The organism is Yinghuangia sp. YIM S09857 (assembly GCF_051388915.1).
Taxonomy (GTDB): domain Bacteria; phylum Actinomycetota; class Actinomycetes; order Streptomycetales; family Streptomycetaceae; genus Yinghuangia.
Map to the genome: position 1 here is coordinate 372,797 of NZ_JBPKBH010000002.1, position 25,310 is coordinate 398,106.

Consider the following 25,310-nt stretch of genomic DNA (forward strand, 5'->3'; position numbering starts at 1 on the left):
CTGGACGACCAGTTCATCGAGGCGGGGTTGGTCGCGGTGGCCGTCCCGGTGCGCGGCCCCGACGGGCGAACGTTGTGTGCGCTGAGCGTGGTGAGCCACACCAGCAGGCACGACGTGGCGTCCCTGCGCGATGCGGCGCTCGACGAACTCCTGGCGACCGCAGCGGAGATGGGGAAGCGCCTCGCCCCCGGCGCCACCCCGCCGACCGCCCCGCCCCACACGGATCCCGCCCCCGCCGTCGCGGCCGTACTCCGCGCGTCCAAGCGCGAACTCGGCCCCGAGTTCGTCGAGTCGTTCGCCCGAGGTCTGGCGGTCATCGCGGCGTTCGACCCGACCGCCACCGAACATGCCCACGCCGCCGGGAAGTTCCCGGTGGCCCTGTCGCTCACCGCGGTCGCCGAGGCCACCGGTCTCCCCCGGGCCACCGCCCGCAGGGCGCTCATCACCTTGCAGTACCTCGGCTACGCGACGCACGACGACGGCCTGTTCCGCCTGACCCCGCGCGTGCTCGACCTGGGCTTCGCCCACCTGTCCGGTCTGACGCTGCCCGCCCTCACCACCCCCCACCTGGCCGAACTCGTGGGCAAGGTCCAGGAGTCCGCGTCGATGGCGGTGCTCGCCGACGACGACGTGCAGTACATCGCGCGCGTCCCGACGGTCCGCATCATGAGCGTCGCGATCAGCGTCGGCACCAGGTTCCCGGCGTACGCGACCTCCCTGGGCCGGGTGTTGCTCGCCGATCTGCCGGAGGACGAGCGAACGGCGCGCCTGGCCCGCATCGAACCGGCGGCGCTGACCCGCCGCACCGTGACGTCCCGCACCCGCCTCGCGGAGATCCTCAGCGAAACCGCGGAACGCGGATTCGCCCTCGTGGACGAGGAGTTGGAGGAAGGGCTGCGCTCCCTCGCGGTGCCCGTGCGCGACGCCACCGGGCACGTGGTCGCGGCGGTCAACGTGTCCATGCACGCGAGCCGCCGTACCCCCGCCGAGGCCGAAGCCGAACTGCTGCCCGCACTCCGCGCCGCCGCGGCCGCCATCGAGGCCGACCTGACCGCCGCGACGCGCTACGCCCCGTCCGCACGCCGCACGGGCGACTGACCGGCCCGCCTACCCGGCACGGGGCCAGTTCACCAAAGCCGCGTGCAACGCCTCCACCGCCGCGGCCCACGACGCCCCGGTGGCCCGAGGGTGCTGGAATCCGCCCGCGGACTCCAGCGTGACGAAGCCGTGGAAGGTGCCGCGCAGCAGGCGCGCGGCGTCGGTGAGGTCCGGCTCGGCGAGGCCGTACGCCCGCAGCACCGCGTACACCAGCTCGCCGCAGCGCGTGTCCGTTTCCAGCCCGGCCACGTCGTCGGCGGTCAACGGCATCTGCGCCGCCGCGTACCGCCCGGGGTGGGCCAGTGCGTAGGCCCGGTACGCGTCGGCGAAGGCGGCCAGCGCGTCCCGCCCGGCGCGACCTGCGACGGCCGCCTCAAGGCGGTCGGCCAGCTCGGCGTTGGCCCGCAGTGCCACCCGGACGCGCAGGTCGCGCAGGCTCCTGATGTGCGAGTACAAGCTCGCGTCCTTCACCCCGAAGCGCCGCGCGAGTGCCGAGACCGTGACGCCGTCGACCCCCGCTTCGTCGGCGAGCTCCGCGGCGGCGCCCACCACCCGCTCCGCCGTCAGCCCGGCACGCCCCACCACACCGCTCCCCTTCCGCCCGCCCGCCGCCGGCGCTCGCGCTCCGGCCGCCGACCCTACAGCCATTATTCATTTGCCTAGGAGTCCTAGGCAAGGTTAGCGTGCCGGACATGAGAACCCTCACCGAGCGCGACCTGCGCGCGTCCTTCGTCAACTGCTCCAAGGGCGAGGCGCAGCGCTTGGCGGTGCCCCGCGATCTCGCCGAGCGCCCTTGGGACGATCTGGACTTCCTCGGCTGGCGGGATCCCGGGGCACCGGACCGCAGCTACCTGGCGGCCGAGCACGCGGGCCGCGTCGTGGCGGTGACGATGCGCTTCCCGTCCCAGCAGCGCGGGTTCCTGCACCGTGGCATGTGCAGCATCTGCCTGACGACGCACCCGGGCAGCGGGGTGTCGCTGATGACCGCCCCGCGCGCCGGGAAGGCCGGGCGCGAGGGCAACTCGGTCGGCGTCTACTTCTGCACCGACCTCGCGTGCTCGCTGTACGTTCGCGGCATCAGGAAGCCCGAACCGGGCGGCCGCTTCCAGGAGTCGCTGACGGTGGACGCGCAAGTCGCCCGGACACGCGAGAAGTTGGCGGGCTTCCTGGACAAGGTCCTGGCCTGACCGCGCACTTCCGTCGACCCCGCGCTTCCGTCAACCGCGCACGTTCGTCAGTAGCGCAGCGCGGCGGCCAGCCCGCCGGCCTCGGCGAGCGCTCCGTCCGGGACGAAATCGACGGCGCCGTCCGCGTCGAGGACCGCTTCGATCAGCGAATCGACGATGTCGTCCTCGACGCCGTCGCCCACCGGGGTGCCGCCGTCGACGACGCTCAGCGCGGTCCGTTCGGCCCCTTCCACCGCCTCGGGCCGCGCGGTGATGCGCAGCCCGTCCTCGACCACGAGGTGCGCGACGCGGCCCTCGTGCGCGGGGACCCACGCGTCCTGGACGCCCCCGGCGTAGCGCCGTCCGCTGCGGGCCGCGTCCAGCGCCTCCAATGCGGCCTTGCCGCGATCCTCGGCCAACTCGGCGCGTACCGGTGCGAGTTCGGCGGCGAACTCGGCAGGGGTGACGGTCCGCAGGCCGCCCTTGTCCAGCTCCGCCGCGATGTGGTCCGCGTGCCGGGTGACCGAGCGGAACAGCGAGGTCTGCGGCCGCAGCCCGACCAGCACGACCGGCTGCGCGCGGCCGTCCAGGGCCTTGGCGAGCTTGTCGTCCGCCTCGGCGAACATGCTGCGCATGTCCTGGGACACGCCCAATCCGCCACCTTCGCGCGTGACCGGGCCGTCGCGCTCGTCGCCCGGGTTGGCGACCGGGAACCCGTCGCCCTCGACGGGCTCCACGTGCGAGCCGCGCCCGTGCCAAAGCCGGACGTCGTCCTCGCTGAGCACCACCACCCAATAGGGCCTGGCCCGCGCCTCGGCCGCGACGAGGTTGCGGGTCAGGTACGTCGTGCCGATCACCACGCGCTCGGGGACCTCGGCGCCGACCCGGTACATGCGGTGCTCGTCCTCGGACGCGTACAGCACCAGGCCGTCGAGAAAGCGTTCCGGGTCCAGTTCCTCCCCCGCGAGCCGCAGGTGCTCGGCGACGGCGAGGCGCTTGTCGCGCGGCACCTCCGAGTCGTCCGCGAGCCGCCGTCCCGCCTCTTCCAGGAGGTTGCGCAGGCGGATGTGGTCCTGCTGGTTCTCCGGCCGGTGGCGGTGCGTGGGCAGCGTGACCGACACCGCGGGGTACGGGCGCGGCCTGCGCAACTCGGCCAGCAGCGCGGCGGTGGGGCGGACGGCCTGCGGCATCGTTCCTCCATGCGGGCGAACGCGGTCGACGGACGGGCGGCGGTGCCGTACACCGTCCGCCCATTGAAGGAACGTCTCACGGTTCGCCACCCGGTGCCCTGCTGAGCTGCGCCGATCGAGTCCAACGAGCACACGGGCAGGAACGGCGTCCTTCCGCCCGCAGTTGTCGGATGCAAGAATTGTGGTCTGCACATGTTGCGTCGCGGACACGGGGATGGGACCGATGAGCTCAGGAACCGCCGCCGAACCGGTCGATCCGGGGGCCGGGCTGGTGGAGGCGGTGCTGCGCCTGCGCCGGAGTTCGCCGAGCCGCCTGCTGCAACAGGACCTCTATCAGGTCGGCGACACCCAGCTCACGCCCGTGCAGGTGGACGCGCTCGAATGCCTCGCGGGCCGCCCGGTGTGGCGCATGCACGAGCTGGCGGCCCGCCTCGGCATCGACCCGTCGACCGCGACGCGCACCGTCGACCCACTCGTGCGCCTCGGCCTGGCCGAGCGCGAGCCGGATCCCGCCAACCGACGCTATGTGTCGGTCCGGGCCAGCCGCCGCGGCAAGGCCGTGTCAGGCCGCATCGGCCGGGCCCGCCTCGCCCTCATGCGCGACGTCCTGGCGCCGATGCCGGTCCAGGACCGGGCGGAGCTGACCCGGTTGCTGACGCAGTACGTCGACCTCATCGAGGACTACGCCCGCCGCGAGCCGTCCGTGTCGTAGCCGCGCGGCGGGTCCGCGCGACCGTCGGACCACTCAGCAGCAGGGCGGGTCGAGCACCCACGCCACGACGAAGACAAGGCACAGCGCGGCGATCGACGGCAGCCTGCGGCGCCACAGCGCGGCCCGCGACTCCCCCGCGCCGCCGGCACTGCCATGGCGCCCGCCCGCGGCACCGCCCGCGGCACCCGTGCCCGGTTCGGCCGCCGGCTCGGCCCGGTCCCCCGGCTCGGGGGCTCCGGTCTCGGTCCTGGGGTCGATCGTGATCGCCATTTGGCGAGCCTAGTGCCGTGGCAGGGAACCGGTGAACCCTTCCGGCCACGGCACTGCCGCGCGGCCGGGCTCAGCGGGAGACCGGAGGCGTGAACCCGTACAGCGCCGCGACGTTGCCCGCCGCGATGCGGGCCGCCTCGTCCGCCGGGACGTCGGCGAGGACGCCGCCCAGGATCTCGCGGCTGCGTGGGAAGGTCGACTCGGTGTGCGGGTAGTCCGAGCCGAACATCAGCGCCCCCGTCCCGATGACGTCGCGCACGCGTACGCCCAGGGCGTCCTCCTGGAACGACGCGAAGCAGTTCGTATGCCAGTAATGCGACGGCAGCACCCCCGAGTCGGCGAACCGGTGCCAGTCCCCGCGCGCCGGGCGGTCGGTGTAGGTGTAGTCCATCTGCGCCAGGAAGAACGGGATCCAGCTCAGCTCGTGCTCGACCGTGCCGACGCGCAGCCCCGGGTGGCGCTCGAACACGCCGGACAGGATGAGGTCGCCGAGCGCGGCGCGCACCTGCTGGTCCTTGTTGACGAAGACGGACGGCGGGACCTCCTTGACGTCGAGGAAGAACTCGCCTGTACGCGGGTCCGCGCGATCCGTGCCGACGTGCAGCGACAGCGGCGTGCCCAGTTCCTCCGCGGCCTGCCACAGCGGCTCGTAGGCGGGGCTGCGGTACGGACACCACACGGGAGTGCGCACCGGGATCATCGCGCCGCCCAGCCCGCGCGCGTGCGCGCGCCGCAGCTCGGCCGCGGCCTCGGCCGGGTCGTCGGTATTGAGCATCGCGACGCCCTTGAGCCGTGCCGGGTCGTGCGCGCAGAAGTCGGCGAGCCAGTCGTTGTAGATGCGGGCCGAGCGCGAGAGCACGCCGCTTTCCGGCACCGCGTACGAAACCAGGCCCTGGGACGGGTAGATGACGGAGCCCCAGATGCCGTCGGACTCGTTCTCGGCGATGTAGCGGGCCGGGTCGTACGCCGAGTCGCGCACGTCCTCGAAGGTGGCGGACGTGCGGAGCCGGTCCGGGTCGTGGGCGAAGCGCTCGCCGGTCTGGATGCCGAGGAAGGACATCGTGCGGCGGCCCGCGACATACCACCAGTCGCCGTCGTCCTCGCGGACCACGCGCGGGAGTTCGTCGTCCTCGGGAGCGACGCGCTGCCACAGGTCGGGCGGTTCGATGATGTGCGAGTCGGAGGAGACTATCCACTGGTCTGGCGACAGGCCGGTCATATCGGACTCCGGTCTTGGGGGCGGGATGTGGATCCGCAAGTGCCGGGGAATCAGGGCGACTTGCCTTTCCCGGCGGGGTGGTGGGCGGCGCGCTCAGGAGCGCGCCGGGGAATGCGGTCGGACGGGGTCGGACGGGGTCGCGGGCGCGCGGCCGCCGGATGCGGACGAGACGGCTCAGGTCGGGGAGTTCACAGCAGACGCCCCGGCAGCCGGGCCAGGTCGCCGCCCACGTCGACGCCGTCCCGGCGGGTCACGACGCCGTTGACGACGACGTGTTCGAGCCCAGGGGGCGCGTCGACGACCAGGCGCTCGCCGCCCGACGGCAGGTCGCCGACGCGGCGCGGGGTCGGCGCGCGCAGGTCGTCCCAGCGCAGCACGAGCAGGTCGGCGGCGGCGCCGACGGCCACCCGGCCGCGGTCCGCGAGGCCGAGCAGGTCCGCGAGTTCGCCGGTCAGGCGGTACACGCCCCGTTCCGGCGCCATGAGTTCGCGGTCGCGGACCCAGTTCGCGAGGAAGTCGACGGGCATGTGCGCGTCGCAGATCTGCCCGGCGTGCGCGCCCGCGTCGGACAGGCCGAGGACGCAGCCCTCCGCCGCCAGCAGCGTGCGCAGCGCTTCCTCGTCGTCGTTGGCGAACGTGATGGCGAAGCGGGTGCGCAGGTCGTCGGCCAGGGCGAGGTCGAGCAGGACGTCCAGCGGCGTGCGGTGCGCGTCCTCGGGACGTCCGGACTGCCGTGCCTCGGCGGCCAGTTCGGCGATGCCGCAGCCGATGAGGGCGGTGTGCCGGGTGGTCTCCGCGACGGTGATGTCGTCCCAGCGCGGGTTGACCCATTGGCGGCCGTCGAGTTCGGCGTACGCCCGGCCGCGCCACGCCGGATCGCGGTAGCGCTCGGCGCGCTGCGCCGGGGTGAGCGGGGCGAGTTCGGCCCAGGCCGGGACCGAGTAGAACGAGGACGGATCGGCCGCGGATATGCGCTGTTCGATGGGGCGGCAGGTGACCTGCGGGTGGACGTCGGCCCCGGCCTCGCGCCCCGCCCGGTGCACCGCGAGCTTGTCCGCCCAGTGCGCGCGGGGGCTGCCCTCGGGATAGGTGAGCAGTGCGGACCACGTGATCGGCCGTCCCAACGCGGGCTGGAAGTCGTAGAGCCAGGCGAAGTCCTCGCCGGGCGCGACGTGGCAGATGCCGCGCCCGACCTCGGCGGTGACGCGCATGAGGGCCTCGACCTCGGCCTGCGTGGCGTTCATGGACGGCACCGGCCGCCCCCGGTCGCCGATGTGGAAGCCGCTGCGGTCGGTCGAGAAGCCGAGAGCGCCGCCGCGCAGAGCGTCCGCGACCAGGGCCCGCATGCGGTCGATCTCGTCGTCGGTGGCGGCGCGGTCGTGCGCGTCCTCGCCCATGACGGTCATGCGGACGGCGTTGTGGCCGACGTACCCGCCGAAGTTGATGCCGACGGACCGCCCGACCCGGGCCAGGTACTCGGGGTAGCCGGTGAACGACCAGTCCACGCCGGCGTCGAGGACGGCGGCCGGCATGTCCTCCACGTGTTCGAGGATGCGGACCAGCGAGGCGCGCATGGACGGCGGGCAGGGGGCGATCGACAGGCCGCAGTTCCCGGCGACGACCGAGGTGACGCCCTGGCCGCTGGAAGGGGTCAGCCACGGGTCCCACAGGACCTGCGGGTCGTAGTGGGTGTGCAGGTCGAGGAAGCCGGGGCAGACGACCGCGCCCGAGGCGTCGAGCTCGACGGTGCCGCGCACCGTCGGGGCGACCTCGGCGATCCGGCCGTCGCGGACGCCGACATCGGCACGGAACGGCGGCGCGCCGGTGCCGTCGAGCACCGTTCCGCCGCGCAGGGCGAGGTCGTATGACATGGGCAACTCCTCGCGTTTCGGCGTCACTTGCGGGATCCGTCCCCGGCCGTCGCGGTCGGTCCCGTGCCCGGAGTCAAGCACTGGACCTTGCAAAGTACAAGCGTTGCGCGACGCAATCCAGGTCGACGCGGCCCCTGGGCGGCAGGGTCAGGCGCGCCACCACGCGGCGACGACCAACAGCGCGAGGCCCGCGCAGATGCCGAGGTTGACGTACGCGTGCGCGAGGAAGACCGCGGCGAATTCGCGGATCGTCGCGCTGGGCCAGAAATAGCGCGCGGTCGGCGACCCGATCACCTGGGCGTCCACCCCGGCCTTGCGCGCCTCCATCGCGGCCCGGAACGCGTGGTAGTTGTTGGTGACCACGAGGCAGCGGTAGCCGGGTTTGGCCTCGGCCATGATCTCCGCACTGAAACGCAGGTTCTCCGCGGTGGTGCGGGAGCGCGTCTCGCGCACGACGCGGTCGGCCGGTACGCCGCGCGCCACCAGGTAGTCCGCCATGGCGACGGCCTCGGGGACGGTCTCGTCGGTCCCACGGCCGCCGGAGAGGAGCAGGACCGGCTTGCCGCCGCGCGCGGACTGGGCGTCGTACACCGCGCGGCCGCGGTCGAGCCGGCCGGCGAGCAGCGGCGGAACCTGGTCGCCGCCGACGAGTCCGGAGCCGAGGACCACGATGAAGTCGACGTCGCCGCGCACGGGCATGCGGCCGTACAGGTACGCGTACCCGATGAAGCACGCGAACAGGAAGGCGACGTAGCCGACCACGAGGAGGGCACTCGTCGCGACGATCTCCAGGGCCCGGTCGTCCGTCACCACGGCCGCGCAGAGCAGGCCGACGAACGCCAGGATGCCGAGTCCGGCCACCAGGGACAGCAGGTTCGTCGGACCGCGTCCCTCCTTGCGGACCATCGTGACGCCGTTGGCGAGCAGCAGCCCCGCGAGGACCAGGATGCCGAGCGCGGGACCCGCCAGGATCAGGACGACGACGACCTCGAAGACCTCGACGGGCGCCTTGGCCAGGTCGTCCACCACGCCGATCGCCAGCATCGCCAGCGCCAGGCCCAGGAACACGGCGTTGCGGAAGCGGCGGCGGTCCCGCAGTACCCCGGCGGCGAACAGGACGAAGAACACCAGTGCTGCGATATAGGCGGTCACTCGGCAATGCTAGGGAAATCCCCCATCGGCCCCGGGCATTGACGATCGATGCCGCGAGGCTGCCTAACCGTGCATTTTCGGCATACCTGTCGTGGCACACGGCCCTTCCCCTTTCCATACGCATCCGTATGGTGAGTTCGGCCGGAGAGCGGAGGCGCCACTTCCGGGTGTGGTGCAGCGCACCCGCGTTCGCCGGCGGACCAGGAGACCACCCTCGCAAGGAAGGGACGCACATGCGAACACGTTCAGCCAGAACGGCGACCGCCAGAACGACGATCGCGTTCGCCGTGGGCGCGGCACTGCTCGGCGGGATCGCCGCGGGGCCCGCCGCGGCGGCGCAGACGTCGGCCGCCCCGGCCCCGGTCACCGCGCAACGGCTCGTCCCGGTTGAAGGCACCGCGAACTTCCTTGACCTGGGCGGCTATCGGACGTACGACGGGGAGCAGACGCGCTCCGGCGTGCTGTACCGGTCGGAGGCACTGAACAAGGTCACGCCCAACGGCGTCGCGCAGATGGCCGCGCTCAAGCTGAAGGGCATCGTCGACTTCCGCACCGCGGCCGAGATCGGAGCGAACGGGCCCGACAAGTTCCCCGCGGGCGTGCCGTACAGCAACCTGCAAGTGGCCGACGGCGGGCTCATGACGACGCTGTACGCGGTCATCACCTCCGGCGACCCGGTCAAGCAGGAGCAGATGCTCGGCAACGGCAAGGCCGCGCAGATGATGGTCACGATGTACCGCACGTTCGTCGACGACCCGGCCGTCCGCGCGCAGTTCGCCGCTACGGCCAGGGGCGTGGCGAACGGGACGGTGTCGCTCTACCACTGCTCGGCGGGCAAGGACCGGGCCGGGTGGATGACCGCGATCCTGCTGACCGCGGTCGGTGTGCCGACCGGCACGGTCAACCAGGACTACCTGCTCAGCAACCAGTACCTCAAGCCGGGCAACGACGCACTCAAGCAGCAGCTTCTGGCGAGTGGACGCATGCAGAACCCGTCGCTGCTCGACCCGCTGCTGGGTGTCGACCAGAGCTACCTGGACGCCACGCGGTCCGCGATCGAGGCACGGTACGGCTCGTTCGGCAAGTACCTGACGGACGGGCTGGGTCTCGACGTCCTCACGCTCGTCAAGCTCCGCCAGCGCCTGGTGACCTGAGGCGGCGGAGCGGTGTACTTCCGGCCGCCGGGGACTTCCTCCGCACCCCCGGCGGCCTGGGGCGCCGGGCGGGACGCGTGGACGTGAGCGGGACGCACACATGCGTGAGTGACCGTGCGTGACGCTGCGGGGCGTGCGGGAGGGGTTCGGGGCGTGCGGGGCGTGCCGTCAGCTGTCGTCGGAGTCCGCATCGCCGCCTGTGCCCTTGCCCGTGTTCCCCTCGTCCGCGTTCTCGTCCGCGTCTGCGTCTGCGTCTGCGTCTGCGTCGAAGTCGAGGCCCAGTTGGCCGTCGATGTCGGGGGCCCGTTCCCGGAGGATGTGTACGGCGGCCTCCTCGGCCGAGGCCGCACCGGAGTCGACGCCTACGTCGTCCGCGAACATGCCCTCATCGTCGTCCACCAGGCGCCCGGAGCGCGGCTCCGGCCCGTCGGCCCACCGGTCGTCGACGTCGTCGTCGATGTCCTCCGGCTCCAGCTCCGGCTCCTCCTCGTCCAGCAACTGGTCCAGGGACTCCCCGCGTTCGGCCTCGTCCGCGGTGGTGCCGAAGCGCTCGGCGGCCGACCAGCGGTCCGGCGGCTCGACCCCGACGTCCAGCGGATCCGCACTCAGATCGTCGGTGACCAGCGACTCGGAGGCGTCGAGGGTGGGATCCTCGTACGGCTCGTCGTCGGGGCCGTGCCCACCGCGCGACCTGCCGCTGCTGCTCATCGAATCGGATTCCCTCCGTTTGCCGGAGATCCGATGATCACGCGCGGCGCGACCCCGGGGCCGGAGTTGCGCCGATCGTGGGTGCGTCGCGGCCGCGGCGCCGCGCGCGCTCAGCCTCGCGAGGCCGTGACGGCGTGCTGCATGGTGCGCACCACCTCGACGAGCGGCCGCAGCTCGGGCGACCCCTCGGCCTGGGCCAGCGCCTCCTCCAGTGCCCGGTCGTTGGTCTCGCGCGCCTGCTCGAACAGCACGCGGCCCTCGTCGGTGACGTTGGTGTAGATGCCGCGGCGGTCGGTCGGGCACAGGTACCGCACCAGCAGGCCCCGTTCCTCCAGGCGCGTGACCAGGCGCGTCGTCGCGCTCTGACTCAGTGCGACGGTGTCCGCGAGGCGCGTCATGCTCAGGTGCCCGCCGTCCCCGTCGTGCTGCTCGCTGAGCACGACCATCGCCGAGTACTCCCGGACGCTCAGCCCGTGCGCATTTTGCAGGGCCTTCTCCAGGTGGGCGTCGATGCGGTCGTGGAGCAGCGAGAGGGCGCACCAACCCTGGGCGAGCACCCGCCCGTCGACCTCCGGTCCAGGCATACCGCACTCCCCTTCACATCCGGCGTGGCGCCGGCTCGTGCCCATCATGTTACCCCACACGCGCAATTAACCCGCGCTTGCAAATATCCAGCGTCTGCAAGTAACGTCGTGTGCAAGCAACCGCGTGGCCGAGCCGTCCCCGGCCCCCATAAGAAAGCCGCTGTCATGCCCCTTGCACTCCTGGCGCTGGCCATCGGCGCCTTCGGCATCGGAACGACCGAGTTCATCCCCACGGGCCTGCTGCCCGAGGTCGCCGACACCTATTCCGTCTCCATCCCGACCGCGGGCTACGTGCTCTCCGTCTACGCGCTCGGCGTCGTGGTCGGTGGCCCGCTGCTGGCGGTCCTCGGCATCCGGGTGCCGCGCAAGCGCATGCTGCTCTCGCTGATGGGCGTGTTCATCGCCGGCAACCTGCTGTCCGCGGTGGCTCCGAGCTTCGGCGTCATGCTGGCCGGACGCGTGGTCGCCGCCTTCGCGCACGGGGCCTTCTTCGGGATCGGCGCCGTCGTCGCGGCCGACCTGGTGGCACCGCGCAAGCGGGCCGCCGCGATCGCGACGATGTTCACCGGGCTCACCGCCGCCAACGTGGTCGGCGTGCCGGCCGGGACCTGGCTCGGGCACGCGTTCGGCTGGCGCACCACGTTCGCCGTCGTCGCGGCGCTCGGCGCGGTCGCCCTCGCGGGCATCGCCGCGCTGGTGCCCGCGCACGCGGGCGCGCCGGAGGGCGGCGAGGCGGCCCGCGACACCCGGCTGCGCCCCGAGTTCGAGGCACTGCGCAATGTGCAGGTATGGCTTGCCATGGGCATGACCGTGCTCGGCTTCGGCGGCGTGTTCGCCGCCATCAGCTACGTCGCGCCGATGATGACCGACGTCGCCGGGTACTCCGAGGGCGCGGTGACGTGGCTGCTGATGCTGTTCGGGGTCGGCCTGTTCGCCGGGAACCTGGTCGGCGGGCGCTTCGCGGACCGCGCCCTGATGCCGAACCTGTACGTCTCGCTGACCGGACTGGCCGCCTCGCTCGCGCTGTTCACCGCGACCGCGCATCACAAGGCCCTCGCCGCGGTGACCCTGATGCTGATCGGGGCGTTCGGCTTCGCGACCGTGCCCTCGCTCCAGAAGCGCGTCATGGACCAGGCCGCGGGCGCGCCGACGCTGGCCTCGTCGGGCAACATCGCGGCGTTCAACCTGGGGAACGCACTGGCGACCTGGCTCGGCGGCGTGGTCATCGCGGGCGGCCTCGGCTACACGTCGCCGAACTGGGTCGGGGCGCTGATGGCGCTCGCCGCACTGGCGCTCGCGGTGCTGTCGGCCCGACTGGAGCGCCGCTCGGGCGGCCGGACCGCGGCCCGCAGGGGGCGCGCCGTGGCGTCCGGGACGGGCACGACGCCCGTCCCGGCCGCGCCGGCGGTCTCCGCGGGTGCCTCAGGCCGCGTCCCGGAAGGGGCCCGTGACCTCGAAGGTCACGCCCGCCAGCGGTGAGTTCGAGGAACCGCGCTGCGACGAGAAGTAGAAGCGGCGGCCGTCCGGGGTGAACGCCGGGCCGGTGATCTCGGAGCCGTCGTGCCCGGTGACCTGGAGGAAGGGCGCGACGGTCCCGTCCCCGGTGATGAGGCAGACCTGCATGTCGCCGCCGTCCTCGGCGACGAACAGGTCGCCGTTGGGGCGGCCGGTGATGTTGTCCACGCCGGTGAGCGGGGCGGTTCCGGCGGGCACGAGGCCGTCGTCGTACGCGATGTCGAGCACGCCGGATGCGGGGTCGTACACCCACACGCGATTGTCGCCCTTGGTGGTGAACCACAGGCGCCCGTCGCGGCAGTGGGCGCCCTCGCCGCCGTCGAACCGCCGCGCCGCCGCCACCTGGTTGCGGGTGCCGGTCAGCCAGTCCCCCGGGTTCGGCACCGGCTGCCAGGTCACCGGCCCGGTGACCGGCTCGGCGGGCGCGCACAGCACGTCCAGGCGTCCGCTCGCCAGGTCGCCCCAGGTGTCCGGGGTGAACCGGTAGAGGCAGCCGTCCCCTTCGTCCTCGGTCAGGTAGACGACGCGGCGCAGCGGGTCGGCGGCGGCGGCCTCGTGCTTGAAGCGGCCCATCGCCGGGCGCGCGGCGGCGCCGTTGCGGCCGTACGGGTCGGTCTCCCACACCTGGCCGAACGCCACCTCCTCGCAGGACAGCCAGGTGCCCCACGGCGTGGCGCCGCCCGCGCAGTTCACGTTGGTGCCGCCGAGGATGGAGTACGCGCCGCGGATTCGCCCGTCCCCGGCGAAGCGCAGTGCGGACACCCCGCCCACGAGCGGGAGTTCGGAGTTGGACACGTAGATCCAGCCGTCGCCGTCCGGGAAGCACGCGCCGCCGTCCGGCGCGCCGTGCCACAGGTGCAGCGTGCGGGTCACGAAGCGGCCGCTGCGGGCGACCACGCGCGAGCTGAAGCCGGCAGGCAGGCGCACGCCGTTGGAATCCGGTCCGAGCAGCGCGCCGTAGGGCCCGGCGCCGGGCTGCGCGGGCGCGGCGGCCGCGGCCGAGGCCCACAGCGACCCGCCGAGTGCGACGGTGCCCGCGCCGAGCGCGGTGCTTCGCAGGAACGTACGCCGGTCCATAGGTGGTTCCCCCTTGTCGTCGACGGCCTGGCCGTCGCCCAGAGTCCTCCGGTCCGCTGCCCGACGGTAGAGGTGGGGAACGATCGGTTTCGAGCGCTCGGCGGTGAACTCCGGGCGACCATCCGGCTTACGGACGCGCCCAATCGGACGCCGCGGCGCGAACAGGCCCGTCGCGCGCGGTGGTTTCGGTCCGGCGGCCGAGTCCGTACGATGCGGACGGTGACGGGGGAAACGCGGTCCACGACCACGGGCAATGCCATATTGGCGCTGGCCGCGGTGCTGTTCGCGGTGGCGATCCTGCCCTTCGTGCTGGAGGACGACGGGGACGGTTCCGCGCTGACCGACGGGGTTGCGGCGACCGCGCCGGACGGCGTGCGCATGCCGACAGTCCCGATACCCACGCGGCGGAGCGCGACGGCGGTTCCCGGCAACCCGTACACCGCTGCCCCGGATCCCGACCATCCGCGGCCGGTCGCGCCGCCGTCGCCGGTGAGGGACCCGCGGGAGGAGGCCTTCGAGGCGGCCGCACAGGTCGGGACGTGCCTGAACGCCTACCTGCTGGGCGACGGCGAGGGGTCGTGGAACAGCGAGGTGCCGCGGCAGGTCCCGTGCTCGGCGTGGGAGGCGTACGCGCGGGTCGCCGGGGTCAACGGCACTTGCCCGACCGCCGACGCGGGCTATGCGCGGTGGAGCTACGGCGACGTATCACTGTGCCTGGAACGGCAGTTCAAGCAGGGCCAGTGCTTCCTGGTAAGCCGGGAGGGCGGGACGTCGAGCGAACCCCGGTACTCCGGCAACCTGTTCACCTGGGCCGACTGCCAGGCCGAGCGCATCCCGGCCGAGTACGACTCGATCCTGGTCATCACGAACGTCTACCGGGCACCGAGCACGCTCACCGACTCGATGTGCCGACGCGCGGCCAACGACCGTACGCGGTACTGGTATTGGCTGGCACGCAACAACTCGACGCTGATCTGCGCGACGTATCCGGCGCGCTGAACGGACTGTTCGCGGCGAGCGGGTCGGCCGAACGCGCCTGCCGCTACTCGCGCGTGAACGCGAACATCGCCCCGATCGAGATCGCCACCAGGAGGAACGTCGAGATCCCGGCCGACAGCATGTACGAGCCCGCCATCGCGGCCAGCCCGCAATACCCGGCCGTGACTACGGAGATGGCCTTCTGGAGATCGACCGGACCGCGGCTGTTGCGCCGCACGACTATCGCGAAGAAGACGGCCGCCCACAGGGCCGCGCGCTCCTGGCCGAACGAGATGTTCTCCTGGACGTCCCACAGCGTGCGGTGGAACGAGCCGTCGCGCGACACCGACACGGCCGACTTGAACACCGCTTCGATGTGGTCCGGCACCGGGCGGCCCTCGCGGGCGCTGTCCAGATAGAACCGCACCTGCTCGGACATCGCCAGGGTCGCGAGCCCCAGGCCGTGCAGCACCTTCGCCCCGGTGTCCCAGGGTCCGAGGCGCGGCGTGCGCGCCTCGTCCGTCCCGGCCGGTGCCCCGCCGTCTCCGCCCCCGTCCACAGCCACGGGGACGATCGTACCGACGGCGGGGCCCGGCACCAGGGTTGACGGTCCGTCAGCCTGCGGTCAGGCCGGTGTCGTTGTTCAGGATGGCGCCGTGCACGTTGCGCGCCTCGTCGGAGGCGACGTACGCGAACATCGAGGCGATGTCCTCGGGTTGGGCCATCGGACGCGGGGTGGTCGCGCGGCCGACCATGTCCCAGTCGACGTCGGCGGGCATCTGGTAGTTGGCCACGAGGTTCGTCTCGATGCCGCCCGGCGCGATCGCGTTGACGCGCAGCGGGGTCTTGATGAACTCCCAGGCCAGCGAGCGCGTGAGCTGCACGACGGCGCCCTTGGACATGGTGTAGACGACGCTGTACGCGAGGCCCATCACCCCGGCGTTCGACGCGATGTTGACGATGTTGCCGGAGCGCTCCAGCAGGTGCGGGATGGCCGCCTGGCACATGAAGAAGTAGCCGTCGGTGTTGACGCCCATCATGCGACGGTAGTCCGCCTCGGTGACCTCCAGGACGTGCTCCGCCCGGGCGATGCCCGCGACGTTGCCGAGGACGTCGAGGCCGCCGAACTCGGCGACGCAGTCGGCCACCGCCGCGAAGCACTCGTCGCGGCTCGCGACGTCGGTGACGCGCGTCACGACCTTGCCGGCCAGGTCGGCCGCGAGCTTCGCGGTCTCGGCGAGCGCGTCGGCGTTGATGTCCAGGGCCTGGACGTTCGCACCCTCGGCCGCGAGGCGCAGCGTGGTCGCGCGGCCGACGCCCGATCCCGCTCCGGTGACGAGTGCGGTCTTGCCGTCGAACCGGCCGGGCACGTGGACTATCGACATGCGTTCACTCCAACGGATCAAGACGAAAACGGATCACGACGAACCGGGCACCCGCACGCGGCCGTGCCCCTGAGGTGACGGATCGTGCCACAGCGCGGCGCGACACTCCAGACGCGCGGCCCGGCTGCTCGCCGCCGGGGTCCGCGGTGCCGCGGCGCTTCACGCGTTGCGGTTACGCGAATGCGCGCCGGACCGCCGCGTACATGTCCTGCCGGGCCCGCTCGGAGACGTCCGCGCCGGGCAGGAAGTTCGAACCGTGGAAGGTGCCGGGGCGGTGGTGCAGCTCGACGGGGACGCCGGCCTGGAGCAGCCGCAGGGCGTACGCGATGTCCTCGTCGCGCAGCGGGTCGAACTCGTTGGCGGTGACGAACGCGGGCGGCAGGCCGGACAGGTCGCCGGCCCGGCTCGGGGCGGCGTACGGGGGCACGTCCCCGTCGACGTGGGCGTCCGCGGAGGTCCCGTCGGCGGAGCCCCCGAGGTAGGCACGCCAGCCGAGCCGCGACTGCGGCCCGTTCCACAGCGGTGTGTCGGTGAAGGTCCGCGCCGACACGGTGTCGACGCGGTCGTCGATCATCGGGTTGTCGAGGAGTTGCAGCACGAGCGCGGGGCCGCCCTTGTCGCGGACGTACAGCGCCAGCGCAGCGGCGAGGCCCGCGCCCGCGCTCACCCCGCCCACCGCGATCCGGGACACGTCGACCCCCGGCCCGCCGCCCACCTCGGCAGCGTGCTCGGCGACCCACACGAGTGCGGCGTGGGCGTCCTCCAGCCCGGCCGGGTACGGGTCCTCCGGCGCCAACCGGTACTCCACGCTGACCACGACGCAGTCCGCCTCGACCGCGAGGGCGGCGCACGAGCGGTCCGAACTGGGTATGTCGCCGAAGACATAGCCGCCGCCGTGGAACCACACGAGCACGCCGCGCAGCGCGGGTTCCCCGTCCGGTGCGTAGACGCGTATCGGCACGTCGGGTCCGCCCGCCGGGCCGGGCACGGTCCGGTCCGCGACGGTGACGCCGACCAAGGGCCCGGCCGCGGCCGCGAGTTGGGTCTGCCGCGCGCGCTGCGCCTCGCGGAACCGCACGGGGTCGGCGACGTCGACCTGCGGCAGCACGGGGATCAGCGCGCGCAGTTGCGGGTCGATGCGGTCGTCGGCGTAGTCCATGGGGCGGTTCCTCCCGGTGCGCGGTCGTACGGCGTACGACGCGCGACGCTAACAGCGGAAGGCAACCGAATCCATGGCGGTTCCGCGATCGCCGCGGAGTTCTCCGTCTCAGTGCCGCAGGGCCCGGGCCACCTGGGCGGTCACGTCCTCGGACGGCTTGACGTGGCTGCGGGCGGTGCCGTCGCCCCGCTGCCCGGGCGCCACGTTGTCGACGGTCATCGCGATCGTGTCCACCAGGTCCCCGGACGCGTCGCGGAACTCGATCTGGATCAGGAAGTCGGCCTCCTTGTCGCCCGTGTTGGTCACCGTCACCGGTGCCGACACGCGGCCGTCGGAGTCCTCGGCCGTCTGACCCACCTGGACCTGGTCCTCGGCGTCGACGCCGTTCTTGAAGTCCTCGAACTCGTCGCCCGCCCGGTCGAGCGCGCTCTCCACCGAGGAGACCGCGTCGCGCACGTCGTCGGGGCTGCTGTCGTCGCCGCACGCGGTGGCGCCAAGCGCGAGCACGGCGGCCGCGGAGAGGGCGCCCGCGGACGTGCCCCACCGCCCGCGGCGCGTTCTGAGCCGAATCAGTCCGTTCATGCCCGCGCGCTACCCCGTGCGGACCGGGCCAACCGGGTGAACCGGGCGAACCCCCCTCCGGTTTCCCCGCGGGAGACTGGGTAGGTGCCTGGTGAGGCCGGTGGGCCGCCGACGTGGCCCGGCCGACAGGGCGGTGGAAATCCCGCCCCCTGAGGCACAGACGTGCCGGGCGTCCCGCATCCCGTTCCCCCGGAGACAGGGCGGCGCGTGCGGGGCTCCGATCCCGAGGGAACTGTCGGCGCGCCCGACGCGCGTCCACGGGCCGATCCCGAGGGCGACGTGCAAGGAGTGGATCCCGTGATCCCGCGAGTGCGGGACGGCCGGAAGTGGCCGCCCCGATTCACCGCCCAGGAACTGCGCGCGATGGGCAAGCACGAGGCGCGCGCGCTCAGCGACGACCTGATCCGCGACCTGCGTGCACTGGACGCCGCGTCGGCCGAGTTCGGTGAGGTACGCGGCACCATCGTGCAGCTCAACCTGCCGCTGGTGCGGTTCATCGCACGCGAGTACTCGCACCGGCGCGAGTCGTACGACGACATAGTCCAGACCGGGATCATCGGACTGATCAAGGCCGTGGACGCCTACGACCCGGACCGCGGAGTCGAGTTCGCGAGCTTCGCACTGCCCACGATCTCGGGCGAGATCAAGCGGTTCTTCCGCGACACCTCGTGGCCCGTCCACGTGGCGCGCGGCCTCCAGGAGCAGTTCCTGGCCGTGACGCGCGCGTCCGACCGCCTGGAGCAGGAGATCGGACGCGAGCCGACCACGACGGAGATCGCCGAGCGGATCGGCGCGACGCCGGACGAGGTGCAGGCCGGGCGGGACGCGGGGCGCGCGTACCTGGTCGACTCGCTCGACGCCGGGGGCGGGAGCGAGCACGACGGCGACGGCGGGGCGCAGGGGCGTACGCCGCTCGGCGAACGCCTCGGCTACGACGACCGCGAGCTCGACCTCGTGGACTTCCGCGAGTCGGTCAAGCCCCTGATGCAGACGCTGGCCTACCGCGAGCAACTGCTGCTGGAACTGCGGTTCTGGCACAGCATGCCGCAGCGCGAGATCGCGTCCCGCCTCGGGATATCCCAGATGCACGTGTCGCGGCTGCTCACCGCCACGCTTGCGTTCCTGCGCCGCAGACTTGAGGGCGACGAGGCGGCCGCCGCGCCCGGGCGACCGGCGGACGACCCGGCCTCCGCCCGTGAGCCGCGCGGAGCGGCGGCATGAGTACCACGCGCTCACGAGGTACCCGGAGTTGGAGGATCGGCAGGCGCGACGGCGACAACGTCCTCGTCGTGGACATGGACGGCATGCCGGGGTCGGTCGGTGTGGCCCGGCACGCCACCGCGGAGTTCCTGGCCTCCGCCCGCGAAGGGCAGCGCCTCGACACCTCCGACGCCGCGGTCTCGGACGTGCTGCTGGTCGTCACCGAGCTGGTGTCGAACGCCTGCCGCCATGCGCCGGGGCCCTGCCGCCTGACGGTGGCGCTGACGCACGATGCGGCGGACGTTGCGGTGCTCGACTCCGGACACGGGCACCTGCGGATTGAAGGGCGGGACGCGGCGCGGCCGGGGTACGGGCTGCTCATCGTGGCGCGCCTGGCCGACGGCGTGCGGGTGCTGCCGTCGCCGGGTGGGAAGGTGGTGCGCGCGAGCGTGCCGCTTCCGAGCGTGTGGCCGCGGTTGACGCTGCTGTAGACCGGCCGAGCGTGTGCCGACACCGGGCGTGCGGTGTCGGCGTTTCCTGACCGCCCGCCGTGATCGCGCCCGTCGTGACCGGCCGTCGTGACCGCGCCCGTCCTGACCGCGGCCGCCGTGACCGCGGCCTTTGCGTCGCCCGGCTGCGGTCAGCCCGCGGCGTCCGGGACGCCGACGTCCAGCACCGCCGCGAGGTGGGCCAGCGTCTCGGCCGACTCCGGTCCCCCTTCGGCCAGTTCGGGGAGCACCTCGGACGCCGTGTGGCGCAGGTCGAGCCAGCCCGTGTACGCGGCGTAGGCCACGATCGCCTGCCGCCGCGCGGTCGTCCGCTCGTACCCGCGCGCCTCGTACACGTCCGCGATGAACGCCACGCGGCGCTCGGTGACGCGGCGCAGCACCGGCGCGACGAGCGGGTGCCGGGCGTCGGCGGCGAGGGCCGGTTCCAGGCGCGAGTAGCTGTCGGCCGTGAGTGCCTGGGTGAAGAGGCTGCGCAGGCGCTCCACGGGGTCGGGGATCTCGCGCAGGCCGTCGATGATGTCCGCGGTGGCCCGCTGTTCCCAGGTCTCCAGGGCGGCCGCGACCAAGGCGTCGCGGTCCTTGAAGTACCAGTAGAAGCTGCCGCGGGTGATGCCGATGCGCTTCGCGAGGACGTCCACGCGCACGGCCGCGACGCCTCCCTCGATCAGCGCGGCCACCGCCGCGTCGATCCATTCCTCCCGGGTCACCTGTGTCCTCGCCACACGCATACAGTAGTGTACGGAACATCCATGCAGAGCTGTATGGATCCTGGGGATCCCGGGACGAGACGAGGTGGTCCGCGTGGCAACCGGAACAGACGTCCGATCCACAACTACGAGGGGCGCGGGGTGGTGGTGTGCCTGGGGGTTCATCGCGATATCCGCCCTGCACGTCGTGTACGGCCTGGTCGAGTACGGGTCGGAGGCGGGCGACGTGCTCGCCCACGGCCTGGGCGGCGCATCGGGCGACGTCGACCGCGAAAGGTTCTTCTGGTACATGCTCGGCGGCCCGGCCATGCTGCTCGCGGGGCTGTGGGCCCGCCAGGAGTTCCGGCGCACCGGCCGCGTGCCGCGCGCGGTGGCCTGGTTCGCGGTGTTCCTCGGCGCCATGGTCCTGCTGATGCCGGACGGCGGCTTCTGGTTCTTCATCCTGCTCGCGGTTCCGGCGTTCCGCGCTTCGTCCGGCCGTTCGGCCGGGAAGCGGGCGGAGGGCGACGGGTAGCGGCCTCGGCGGTCGGCGGTCGGCGGTCGGCGGTCGGCGAACAGCATTGGTGCGCGGCGGAGTTGCCCGAACCCCCGGTGACCGGGAGACGCGACACTCGCCGCGCCTCCGGGCCACCGGTCCCGAACGCCCGCCGTCGACGCGTCCGCCGCCGTGTTCCGCGGCGCGGGACCGGTCGCGTCCGGCGGAAGCGACCGTCAGTGCCGGATGAGGTGCCGGAACCGCGCCCTCATCTCGGCGGTGCGCGACGGCTTGGCCTCGGTGGCGGTGCCGCCCGCGGCCGCCTTGCGCGCCGAACGGGCTTTGTGCGCCTCGGCCTTGCGCTCGACCTTGCGCTCCGCCTTCTCGGCGGCCCGCGCCTGGCGTGCCTCGGCGCGGGCCTCCCGGGCCGCCTCCTTGGCGGCCTCGTCGTTCTCCGCGAGGCGCGTGTGCATCGCGTCCCGCTCGGCCTCCGTGCGGTTGAGCCGGGCGGTCGCCTCGCGGGCCTCGGCGGAGGCGTGCTTGGCCTGCGCCCGGGCGTCCCGGAGTTCGGCCATGCGGTGCCGTGCGTGCACGCCGCCCACGGTCGTCATCCAGACGGAGAAGGCGAAGACCAGGGCGAGGGCGATCCCGGCCAGGAAGACCTGGACGCTGTTCATGGTCCCGATGTCCTGGTCGAACATCGTCACGGTGTAGTCCGGAGTCCCGGTGCGGTTCTCGGATATGAGCAGGAGTGTGAACGCGCCGGTCGCCATCAGGAGCAGGAGTCCCAGCAGCAACATGTCCGCAACCCTTCGGTGTCGAAGTGGAGTTCGGGGCGTCGCCGCCCCGGGGCGTGGCCCCCGTGTCTCTGTGCTGCGGCTGCCCGGGATCGGCGTCCGATAACGCGAATGGCGCGAAGGGCCTTGCGGGGAAGGGCCGAACGGGTGGTCTCGCACACACGCCGGGCGCGCCGCGGCGCGGCCTGCCGGAATCCGGGCGCGCGGGACGGTAGATCTGAACCCGTGTGTGGATGGGGTCACTCCGGGCCGTCGCGCGAAGCGGCGGCCCGGAGCCGCACCGTCAGCGTGGGCCGCGGTCGTCCTTCAGCGTCCCGGGCGGGACTTCGTCGCCCCAGTGCGCCTTGCGTGCCCAACGGAACGCGTCCTTGCGGCTCTTTGCGACGACCGCCTCGCGCAGTTCCGGAGCCTCGCACACGGTGAGGCGGATGTGGCCGGGCCGGATCTGCGGGGCGCGCAGCACCCTCGCGGGAGCGTGCGCGGGGGCCTGGCGGGACGCCGAGACGTACGCGAACTTCTCGTCCTCGAAGCCCAGTTCGCCGCCCTTGACGGCGCGGTGCACGCCGGAGCGGGTGACGCGTGCCGCGAAGTGACACCAGTCGTCGCCGCTCATCGGGCACGCCGCGTCGGACGGGCAGGGCGCGGTGATGGTGGCCCCGGCGGCGATCAGCCGGTCGCGGACGCGGCGCAGCCGGGCGAAGCCCGCCGGGGTCCCCGGTTCGACGACCACGAGTTCGCCGCGGGTCAGGTCCCACCAGCGGTCGACCGTCGCGCCGAGCGTGTCGTCCGGGAGTTCGCCGAGCACGAAGGACGCGACGACGAGTTCGGCAGGTTCGGCGGGCGGCGCGGCGACGGACGCCCGGTGCCAGGTCGCGGCGCGGACCGCGGCGGAGGCCGAGCGCGCGGCGAGCCTGCGCCCCGCGTCGATCATCGCGGACGCCTGTTCCACCAGCGCCGCGTGCTGAAGGCCGGGGAACGCCTCGGCCGCGGCCCAGGTCGCGGTGCCGGGCCCGGCGCCCAGGTCGAGGACGGACGCCGGACGCCACTCGGGGCGTCGGCGCACCACCGCGTCGAACACCGCGCGGTCCACGGCCAGCGTCGCCGGCATGCGCGCGGCGAGGTACGCCTGCACATGGCGCTGTGTGAGGCGGGAGTCGTCCGGCGTCGCCCCGCCGCCGCGGTACAGGTCGGACAGTTCCTGGTAGGCCTGCGCGAGCCCGCGCGTGGCGTTGCCGAACTCCGCCGCGGCGGCGGCCGCGAGGTCCGCGGTGCTGCCGAGGGCCTCCCCCGCCGGGTCTGCGGAACGGTGCGCCGGCGGTGCTGGGCTCATGGCCGCGACCCTATCAGCGGGACGCCGGGCGACCGGCGTCCCGCGGCCGGGGCGGAGACAGGGACGGAGGCGGGGACACAGGGACGGGGAGCGGGGACGGGGACGAGGTGCCAAGTGGACCGGTCCGGGCCGCCTCAGGGATTGATCGCCAGCACGATGTACGCGGCGAGCAGCGACAGGTGCACGCCGCCCTGGAGCGGGGTGGCCCGCCCCGGGACGACGGTCAGGATGCCGACCACCACCGTCAGCGCGAGCAGCACCATGTGGGTGCTGCCGAGCCCGAGCAGCAGCGGGCCGTCCAGCCAGATCGAGGCCACGGCCACCGCGGGGATGGTCATGCCGATGCTCGCCATCGCGGACCCGAGGGCGAGATTGAGGCTCGTCTGCACGCGGTCGCGCAGGGCCGCGCGTACCGCGGCGATGGACTCCGGCAGCAGCACGAGCAGTGCGATCACGACGCCGACGACCGCGTGCGGCAGCCCGGCCTTTTCGACGCCGGACTCGACCGTCGGCGACACCACCTTCGCGAGGCCGACCACGGCGACCAGGGCAAGGCCGAGCAGCCCGAGACTGGTCCGCGCGTCGCGGACGGTCGGCGGGTTGTCGTGGTCCTCCTCCTCGATGACCCGGCCCTCGGAGGTGAGGGGCAGGAACTCCTCGCGGTGGCGGACGGTCAGGGTGGCGACGAACAGGCCGTACAGCATCGCGGAGGCGACGGCGGCGAAGACGAGTTGTCCGGCGGAGAACTTGGGGCCGGGGCTGCTGGTGGTGAAGGTCGGGAGGACGAGGCTGAGGCCGGCGAGCGTGGCGACCGTGCCGAGGGCGGCGCCGGTCCCTTCCGGGTTGAACCGCGCGACGCCGCCGCGCAGCGCGCCGACGAGAAGACTGAGGCCGAAGATTCCGTTGCAGGTGATCATCACCGCGGCGAAGACGGTGTCGCGGGCCAGTGACGCGCTCTTGTCGCCGCCGTCGGCCATCAGGGTGACGATCAGCGCGACCTCGATGACGGTGACGGCGACCGCGAGGGTGAGGGCGCCGTACGGTTCGCCCACCCGGTGGGACACGACCTCGGCGTGGTGCACGGCGGAGAGCACCGCTCCGGCGAGCAGTGTGGCGGCCACCGCGACGACCCAGCCGGGCACGTCCCGTCCCCAGGTGAGGACGAGCGCGAGGAGGGCAAGGACGGGTACCACCGTCGTTCGCTGGAACAGGACGGAGCGCGAGCGAGTCACCATGCCCGTTTGTTTCCCGTAAAAATCTTGCTCACGCGTTTAAACGGCCCATGCGGTGTATCTCACGCTGCAACTGTCACCCGGATGCCGATTTGCACCGTTCGCGTACCGCGCCGCGGCCCGCCGGACGCCTGCTCCCGGCTGCCCTCCCGACACCCGAACGGGCGGCGCCGCACCCGCTCCCGCCTCGGTCTTGCAACTTTTAGTCATATAGCTATCAGCTGTAGTTCAGTTTCTGGCACCGCGGCTTCATCCGATGGCCCGACGGCCGTGGTGCCGCGTATGCCGGGCCTCCATCGGGCCGGAACGTGTCGTTCACGGCGGCCCGCCATAGTGCGTAGGGAACGCACGTCGCACCGCACACCGCGACTCGCAAGTGACGGCCCGCGCCGCCCGAGGAGTGCCATGACCGCCCAGACCGCGCTGTCCCCGCTCGGGGCCGGCCTTCCCCTCGTCAACCTGCGCGACCTGGGCGGGCTGACGACCCGCGACGGCTCCCGGGTGCGCCCGGGCCTGCTGTTCCGCTCGGCCGCGCCGTTCGACCTGACCGCAGCGGACGGCGCCGCGATCGCCGACGCGCTGGGCCTCGGCCTGGTGGTCGACCTGCGGCACGCCGGCGAGCGGGCGGCGGTGCCGTGGCCGGTGCTGCCGTCGGCCGTGGAGATGCGCGCGGTCGAGCTGGCCACGCTGTCGGCGGGCGGCGGCGGGTCCGGCGCGGGCGCCTCCGAGACGGCGGCCCCGATGTGGCCCACGCCCTTCGGGCCGCGTGAGTTCGGCCTGTGGTACGCCACCATCGCCTCCCAGGGTGCGGGCCATCTCGCGGACCTGGTAAGGGTGTTCGCCGACCCGGCGGCCGTTCCCGCGCTGGTGCACTGCACGGCCGGGAAGGACCGTACGGGCATCGTCGCCGCATGTGTGCTGAGCCTGCTCGACGCCGACGAGGACACGATCGTCGCCGACTACACCCGCACGCAGCTCGCACTGGACGCGATCCGCGCACACACGACGGCGGTGCTGCCGGGGCTCGCGGGGCGCGCCGTTCCAGCGGTGATCCTGAGCGCGGAGGAGGAGACGATCCGGACGTTCCTCGCCGAAGTGACCACCGCGCACGCCGGTTTCGCGGCGCTCCTCGCACCGCACGGCGTCGGCGAGGCGGAGATCGAGGCGCTGCGCTCGCGGTTCCTGGACCGCTGAGCCGCGCGGGCCCCGAGCTCGCGCGGCCTCGGAGCTTGCGCGGCCC

General features: G+C 73.1%; 27 protein-coding genes. 10 read left to right on the forward strand and 17 right to left on the reverse strand.

What is annotated here, in order from left to right; genetic code table 11:
- A partial coding sequence (locus ACRX5S_RS04895; protein WP_436771484.1) for an IclR family transcriptional regulator domain-containing protein occupies nucleotides 1–1,098 on the forward strand: 1,098 nt, incomplete at its 5' end.
- 9 nt (nucleotides 1,099–1,107) lie between these two features.
- On the opposite strand, the gene ACRX5S_RS04900 is transcribed toward ACRX5S_RS04895, so the two are convergent.
- On the reverse strand, nucleotides 1,108–1,680 hold the full coding sequence (locus tag ACRX5S_RS04900; protein ID WP_436771713.1) for a TetR/AcrR family transcriptional regulator: 573 nt from the start codon (nucleotides 1,678–1,680) through the stop codon (nucleotides 1,108–1,110).
- Nucleotides 1,681–1,790: 110 nt separating this feature from the next.
- On the opposite strand from ACRX5S_RS04900, the gene ACRX5S_RS04905 reads away from it, so the two are divergent.
- Entirely contained in the window at nucleotides 1,791–2,285 is a 495-nt protein-coding gene (locus ACRX5S_RS04905) for an FBP domain-containing protein (protein WP_436771485.1), read from the forward strand.
- 47 nt (nucleotides 2,286–2,332) lie between these two features.
- On the opposite strand, the gene ACRX5S_RS04910 is transcribed toward ACRX5S_RS04905, so the two are convergent.
- The gene (locus ACRX5S_RS04910; RefSeq protein ID WP_436771486.1) at nucleotides 2,333–3,454 is read right to left on the reverse strand and encodes a chemotaxis protein; all 1,122 of its coding nucleotides are present in this window, start codon (nucleotides 3,452–3,454) and stop codon (nucleotides 2,333–2,335) included.
- Between the two features lie 223 nt (nucleotides 3,455–3,677).
- Between ACRX5S_RS04910 and ACRX5S_RS04915 the strand changes: the two genes are divergently transcribed.
- Nucleotides 3,678–4,166 (forward strand): MarR family winged helix-turn-helix transcriptional regulator, encoded by a 489-nt coding sequence (locus ACRX5S_RS04915; RefSeq protein WP_436771487.1) that lies wholly within the window; start codon nucleotides 3,678–3,680, stop codon nucleotides 4,164–4,166.
- Between the two features lie 33 nt (nucleotides 4,167–4,199).
- On the opposite strand, the gene ACRX5S_RS04920 is transcribed toward ACRX5S_RS04915, so the two are convergent.
- The 4 genes from ACRX5S_RS04920 to ACRX5S_RS04935 all read right to left on the reverse strand — a co-directional run bounded on the left by ACRX5S_RS04920 (nucleotide 4,200) and on the right by ACRX5S_RS04935 (nucleotide 8,678).
- Complete coding sequence (locus ACRX5S_RS04920; RefSeq protein WP_436771488.1) at nucleotides 4,200–4,436, reverse strand: hypothetical protein; 237 nt, start codon at nucleotides 4,434–4,436, stop codon at nucleotides 4,200–4,202.
- A 70-nt stretch (nucleotides 4,437–4,506) separates the two neighbouring features.
- A complete protein-coding gene (locus tag ACRX5S_RS04925; protein WP_436771489.1) occupies nucleotides 4,507–5,655 on the reverse strand; it encodes an amidohydrolase family protein in 1,149 nt (382 codons plus the stop codon).
- 188 nt (nucleotides 5,656–5,843) lie between these two features.
- Nucleotides 5,844–7,526, reverse strand: a complete 1,683-nt coding sequence (locus tag ACRX5S_RS04930; protein WP_436771490.1) for an N-acyl-D-amino-acid deacylase family protein — start codon at nucleotides 7,524–7,526, stop codon at nucleotides 5,844–5,846.
- Nucleotides 7,527–7,673: 147 nt separating this feature from the next.
- Nucleotides 7,674–8,678: a YdcF family protein gene (locus ACRX5S_RS04935; protein ID WP_436771491.1), complete on the reverse strand. Its 1,005-nt coding sequence runs from the start codon at nucleotides 8,676–8,678 to the stop codon at nucleotides 7,674–7,676.
- A gap of 233 nt (nucleotides 8,679–8,911) precedes the next feature.
- Between ACRX5S_RS04935 and ACRX5S_RS04940 the strand changes: the two genes are divergently transcribed.
- On the forward strand, nucleotides 8,912–9,832 hold the full coding sequence (locus ACRX5S_RS04940; RefSeq protein WP_436771492.1) for a tyrosine-protein phosphatase: 921 nt from the start codon (nucleotides 8,912–8,914) through the stop codon (nucleotides 9,830–9,832).
- A 168-nt stretch (nucleotides 9,833–10,000) separates the two neighbouring features.
- Here the strand turns inward: ACRX5S_RS04940 and ACRX5S_RS04945 are convergent, their stop codons facing one another.
- Both ACRX5S_RS04945 and ACRX5S_RS04950 read right to left on the reverse strand, forming a co-directional pair.
- Nucleotides 10,001–10,540, reverse strand: coding sequence for a DUF5709 domain-containing protein (locus ACRX5S_RS04945; protein WP_436771493.1), 540 nt, complete (start codon nucleotides 10,538–10,540; stop codon nucleotides 10,001–10,003).
- A 110-nt stretch (nucleotides 10,541–10,650) separates the two neighbouring features.
- On the reverse strand, nucleotides 10,651–11,124 hold the full coding sequence (locus tag ACRX5S_RS04950) for a MarR family winged helix-turn-helix transcriptional regulator (RefSeq protein ID WP_436771494.1): 474 nt from the start codon (nucleotides 11,122–11,124) through the stop codon (nucleotides 10,651–10,653).
- Nucleotides 11,125–11,289: 165 nt separating this feature from the next.
- On the opposite strand from ACRX5S_RS04950, the gene ACRX5S_RS04955 reads away from it, so the two are divergent.
- Nucleotides 11,290–12,603, forward strand: coding sequence for an MFS transporter (locus ACRX5S_RS04955; RefSeq protein ID WP_436771495.1), 1,314 nt, complete (start codon nucleotides 11,290–11,292; stop codon nucleotides 12,601–12,603).
- Here ACRX5S_RS04955 and ACRX5S_RS04960 read toward each other — a convergent pair.
- The gene (locus ACRX5S_RS04960; protein WP_436771496.1) at nucleotides 12,547–13,716 is read right to left on the reverse strand and encodes an alkaline phosphatase PhoX; all 1,170 of its coding nucleotides are present in this window, start codon (nucleotides 13,714–13,716) and stop codon (nucleotides 12,547–12,549) included. The genes ACRX5S_RS04955 and ACRX5S_RS04960 overlap by 57 nt on opposite strands.
- 219 nt (nucleotides 13,717–13,935) lie before the next feature.
- Between ACRX5S_RS04960 and ACRX5S_RS04965 the strand changes: the two genes are divergently transcribed.
- The gene (locus ACRX5S_RS04965) at nucleotides 13,936–14,715 is read left to right on the forward strand and encodes a hypothetical protein (protein ID WP_436771497.1); all 780 of its coding nucleotides are present in this window, start codon (nucleotides 13,936–13,938) and stop codon (nucleotides 14,713–14,715) included.
- A gap of 43 nt (nucleotides 14,716–14,758) precedes the next feature.
- On the opposite strand, the gene ACRX5S_RS04970 is transcribed toward ACRX5S_RS04965, so the two are convergent.
- The 4 genes from ACRX5S_RS04970 to ACRX5S_RS04985 all read right to left on the reverse strand — a co-directional run bounded on the left by ACRX5S_RS04970 (nucleotide 14,759) and on the right by ACRX5S_RS04985 (nucleotide 17,820).
- The gene (locus ACRX5S_RS04970; RefSeq protein WP_436771498.1) at nucleotides 14,759–15,259 is read right to left on the reverse strand and encodes a hypothetical protein; all 501 of its coding nucleotides are present in this window, start codon (nucleotides 15,257–15,259) and stop codon (nucleotides 14,759–14,761) included.
- Between the two features lie 49 nt (nucleotides 15,260–15,308).
- Nucleotides 15,309–16,079 carry an SDR family NAD(P)-dependent oxidoreductase gene (locus ACRX5S_RS04975; protein ID WP_436771499.1) on the reverse strand — a complete coding sequence of 257 codons (771 nt, stop codon included), beginning with the start codon at nucleotides 16,077–16,079 and terminating at the stop codon, nucleotides 15,309–15,311.
- A gap of 172 nt (nucleotides 16,080–16,251) precedes the next feature.
- Nucleotides 16,252–17,238: an alpha/beta hydrolase gene (locus tag ACRX5S_RS04980; protein WP_436771500.1), complete on the reverse strand. Its 987-nt coding sequence runs from the start codon at nucleotides 17,236–17,238 to the stop codon at nucleotides 16,252–16,254.
- Nucleotides 17,239–17,346: 108 nt separating this feature from the next.
- On the reverse strand, nucleotides 17,347–17,820 hold the full coding sequence (locus ACRX5S_RS04985; protein WP_436771501.1) for a hypothetical protein: 474 nt from the start codon (nucleotides 17,818–17,820) through the stop codon (nucleotides 17,347–17,349).
- Nucleotides 17,821–18,117: 297 nt separating this feature from the next.
- On the opposite strand from ACRX5S_RS04985, the gene ACRX5S_RS04990 reads away from it, so the two are divergent.
- On the forward strand, nucleotides 18,118–19,041 hold the full coding sequence (locus ACRX5S_RS04990) for a SigB/SigF/SigG family RNA polymerase sigma factor (RefSeq protein WP_436771502.1): 924 nt from the start codon (nucleotides 18,118–18,120) through the stop codon (nucleotides 19,039–19,041).
- Nucleotides 19,038–19,511: an ATP-binding protein gene (locus ACRX5S_RS04995; protein ID WP_436771503.1), complete on the forward strand. Its 474-nt coding sequence runs from the start codon at nucleotides 19,038–19,040 to the stop codon at nucleotides 19,509–19,511. Before ACRX5S_RS04990 ends, ACRX5S_RS04995 begins: the two co-directional genes overlap by 4 nt.
- 149 nt (nucleotides 19,512–19,660) lie before the next feature.
- Here ACRX5S_RS04995 and ACRX5S_RS05000 read toward each other — a convergent pair whose 3' ends face one another.
- A complete protein-coding gene (locus ACRX5S_RS05000) occupies nucleotides 19,661–20,251 on the reverse strand; it encodes a TetR/AcrR family transcriptional regulator (RefSeq protein ID WP_436771504.1) in 591 nt (196 codons plus the stop codon).
- 79 nt (nucleotides 20,252–20,330) lie between these two features.
- Between ACRX5S_RS05000 and ACRX5S_RS05005 the strand changes: the two genes are divergently transcribed.
- On the forward strand, nucleotides 20,331–20,750 hold the full coding sequence (locus ACRX5S_RS05005) for a DUF6463 family protein (protein ID WP_436771505.1): 420 nt from the start codon (nucleotides 20,331–20,333) through the stop codon (nucleotides 20,748–20,750).
- 197 nt (nucleotides 20,751–20,947) lie between these two features.
- Here ACRX5S_RS05005 and ACRX5S_RS05010 read toward each other — a convergent pair whose 3' ends face one another.
- The 3 genes from ACRX5S_RS05010 to ACRX5S_RS05020 form a co-directional block, all read right to left on the reverse strand.
- The gene (locus ACRX5S_RS05010; protein WP_436771506.1) at nucleotides 20,948–21,511 is read right to left on the reverse strand and encodes a hypothetical protein; all 564 of its coding nucleotides are present in this window, start codon (nucleotides 21,509–21,511) and stop codon (nucleotides 20,948–20,950) included.
- Nucleotides 21,512–21,791: 280 nt separating this feature from the next.
- Complete coding sequence (locus ACRX5S_RS05015; protein WP_436771507.1) at nucleotides 21,792–22,838, reverse strand: small ribosomal subunit Rsm22 family protein; 1,047 nt, start codon at nucleotides 22,836–22,838, stop codon at nucleotides 21,792–21,794.
- Between the two features lie 134 nt (nucleotides 22,839–22,972).
- Nucleotides 22,973–24,073 (reverse strand): calcium:proton antiporter, encoded by a 1,101-nt coding sequence (locus ACRX5S_RS05020; protein ID WP_436771508.1) that lies wholly within the window; start codon nucleotides 24,071–24,073, stop codon nucleotides 22,973–22,975.
- Nucleotides 24,074–24,475: 402 nt separating this feature from the next.
- On the opposite strand from ACRX5S_RS05020, the gene ACRX5S_RS05025 reads away from it, so the two are divergent.
- Nucleotides 24,476–25,264 (forward strand): tyrosine-protein phosphatase, encoded by a 789-nt coding sequence (locus tag ACRX5S_RS05025; protein WP_436771509.1) that lies wholly within the window; start codon nucleotides 24,476–24,478, stop codon nucleotides 25,262–25,264.
- The last annotated feature ends 46 nt before the right edge of the window (nucleotides 25,265–25,310 follow it).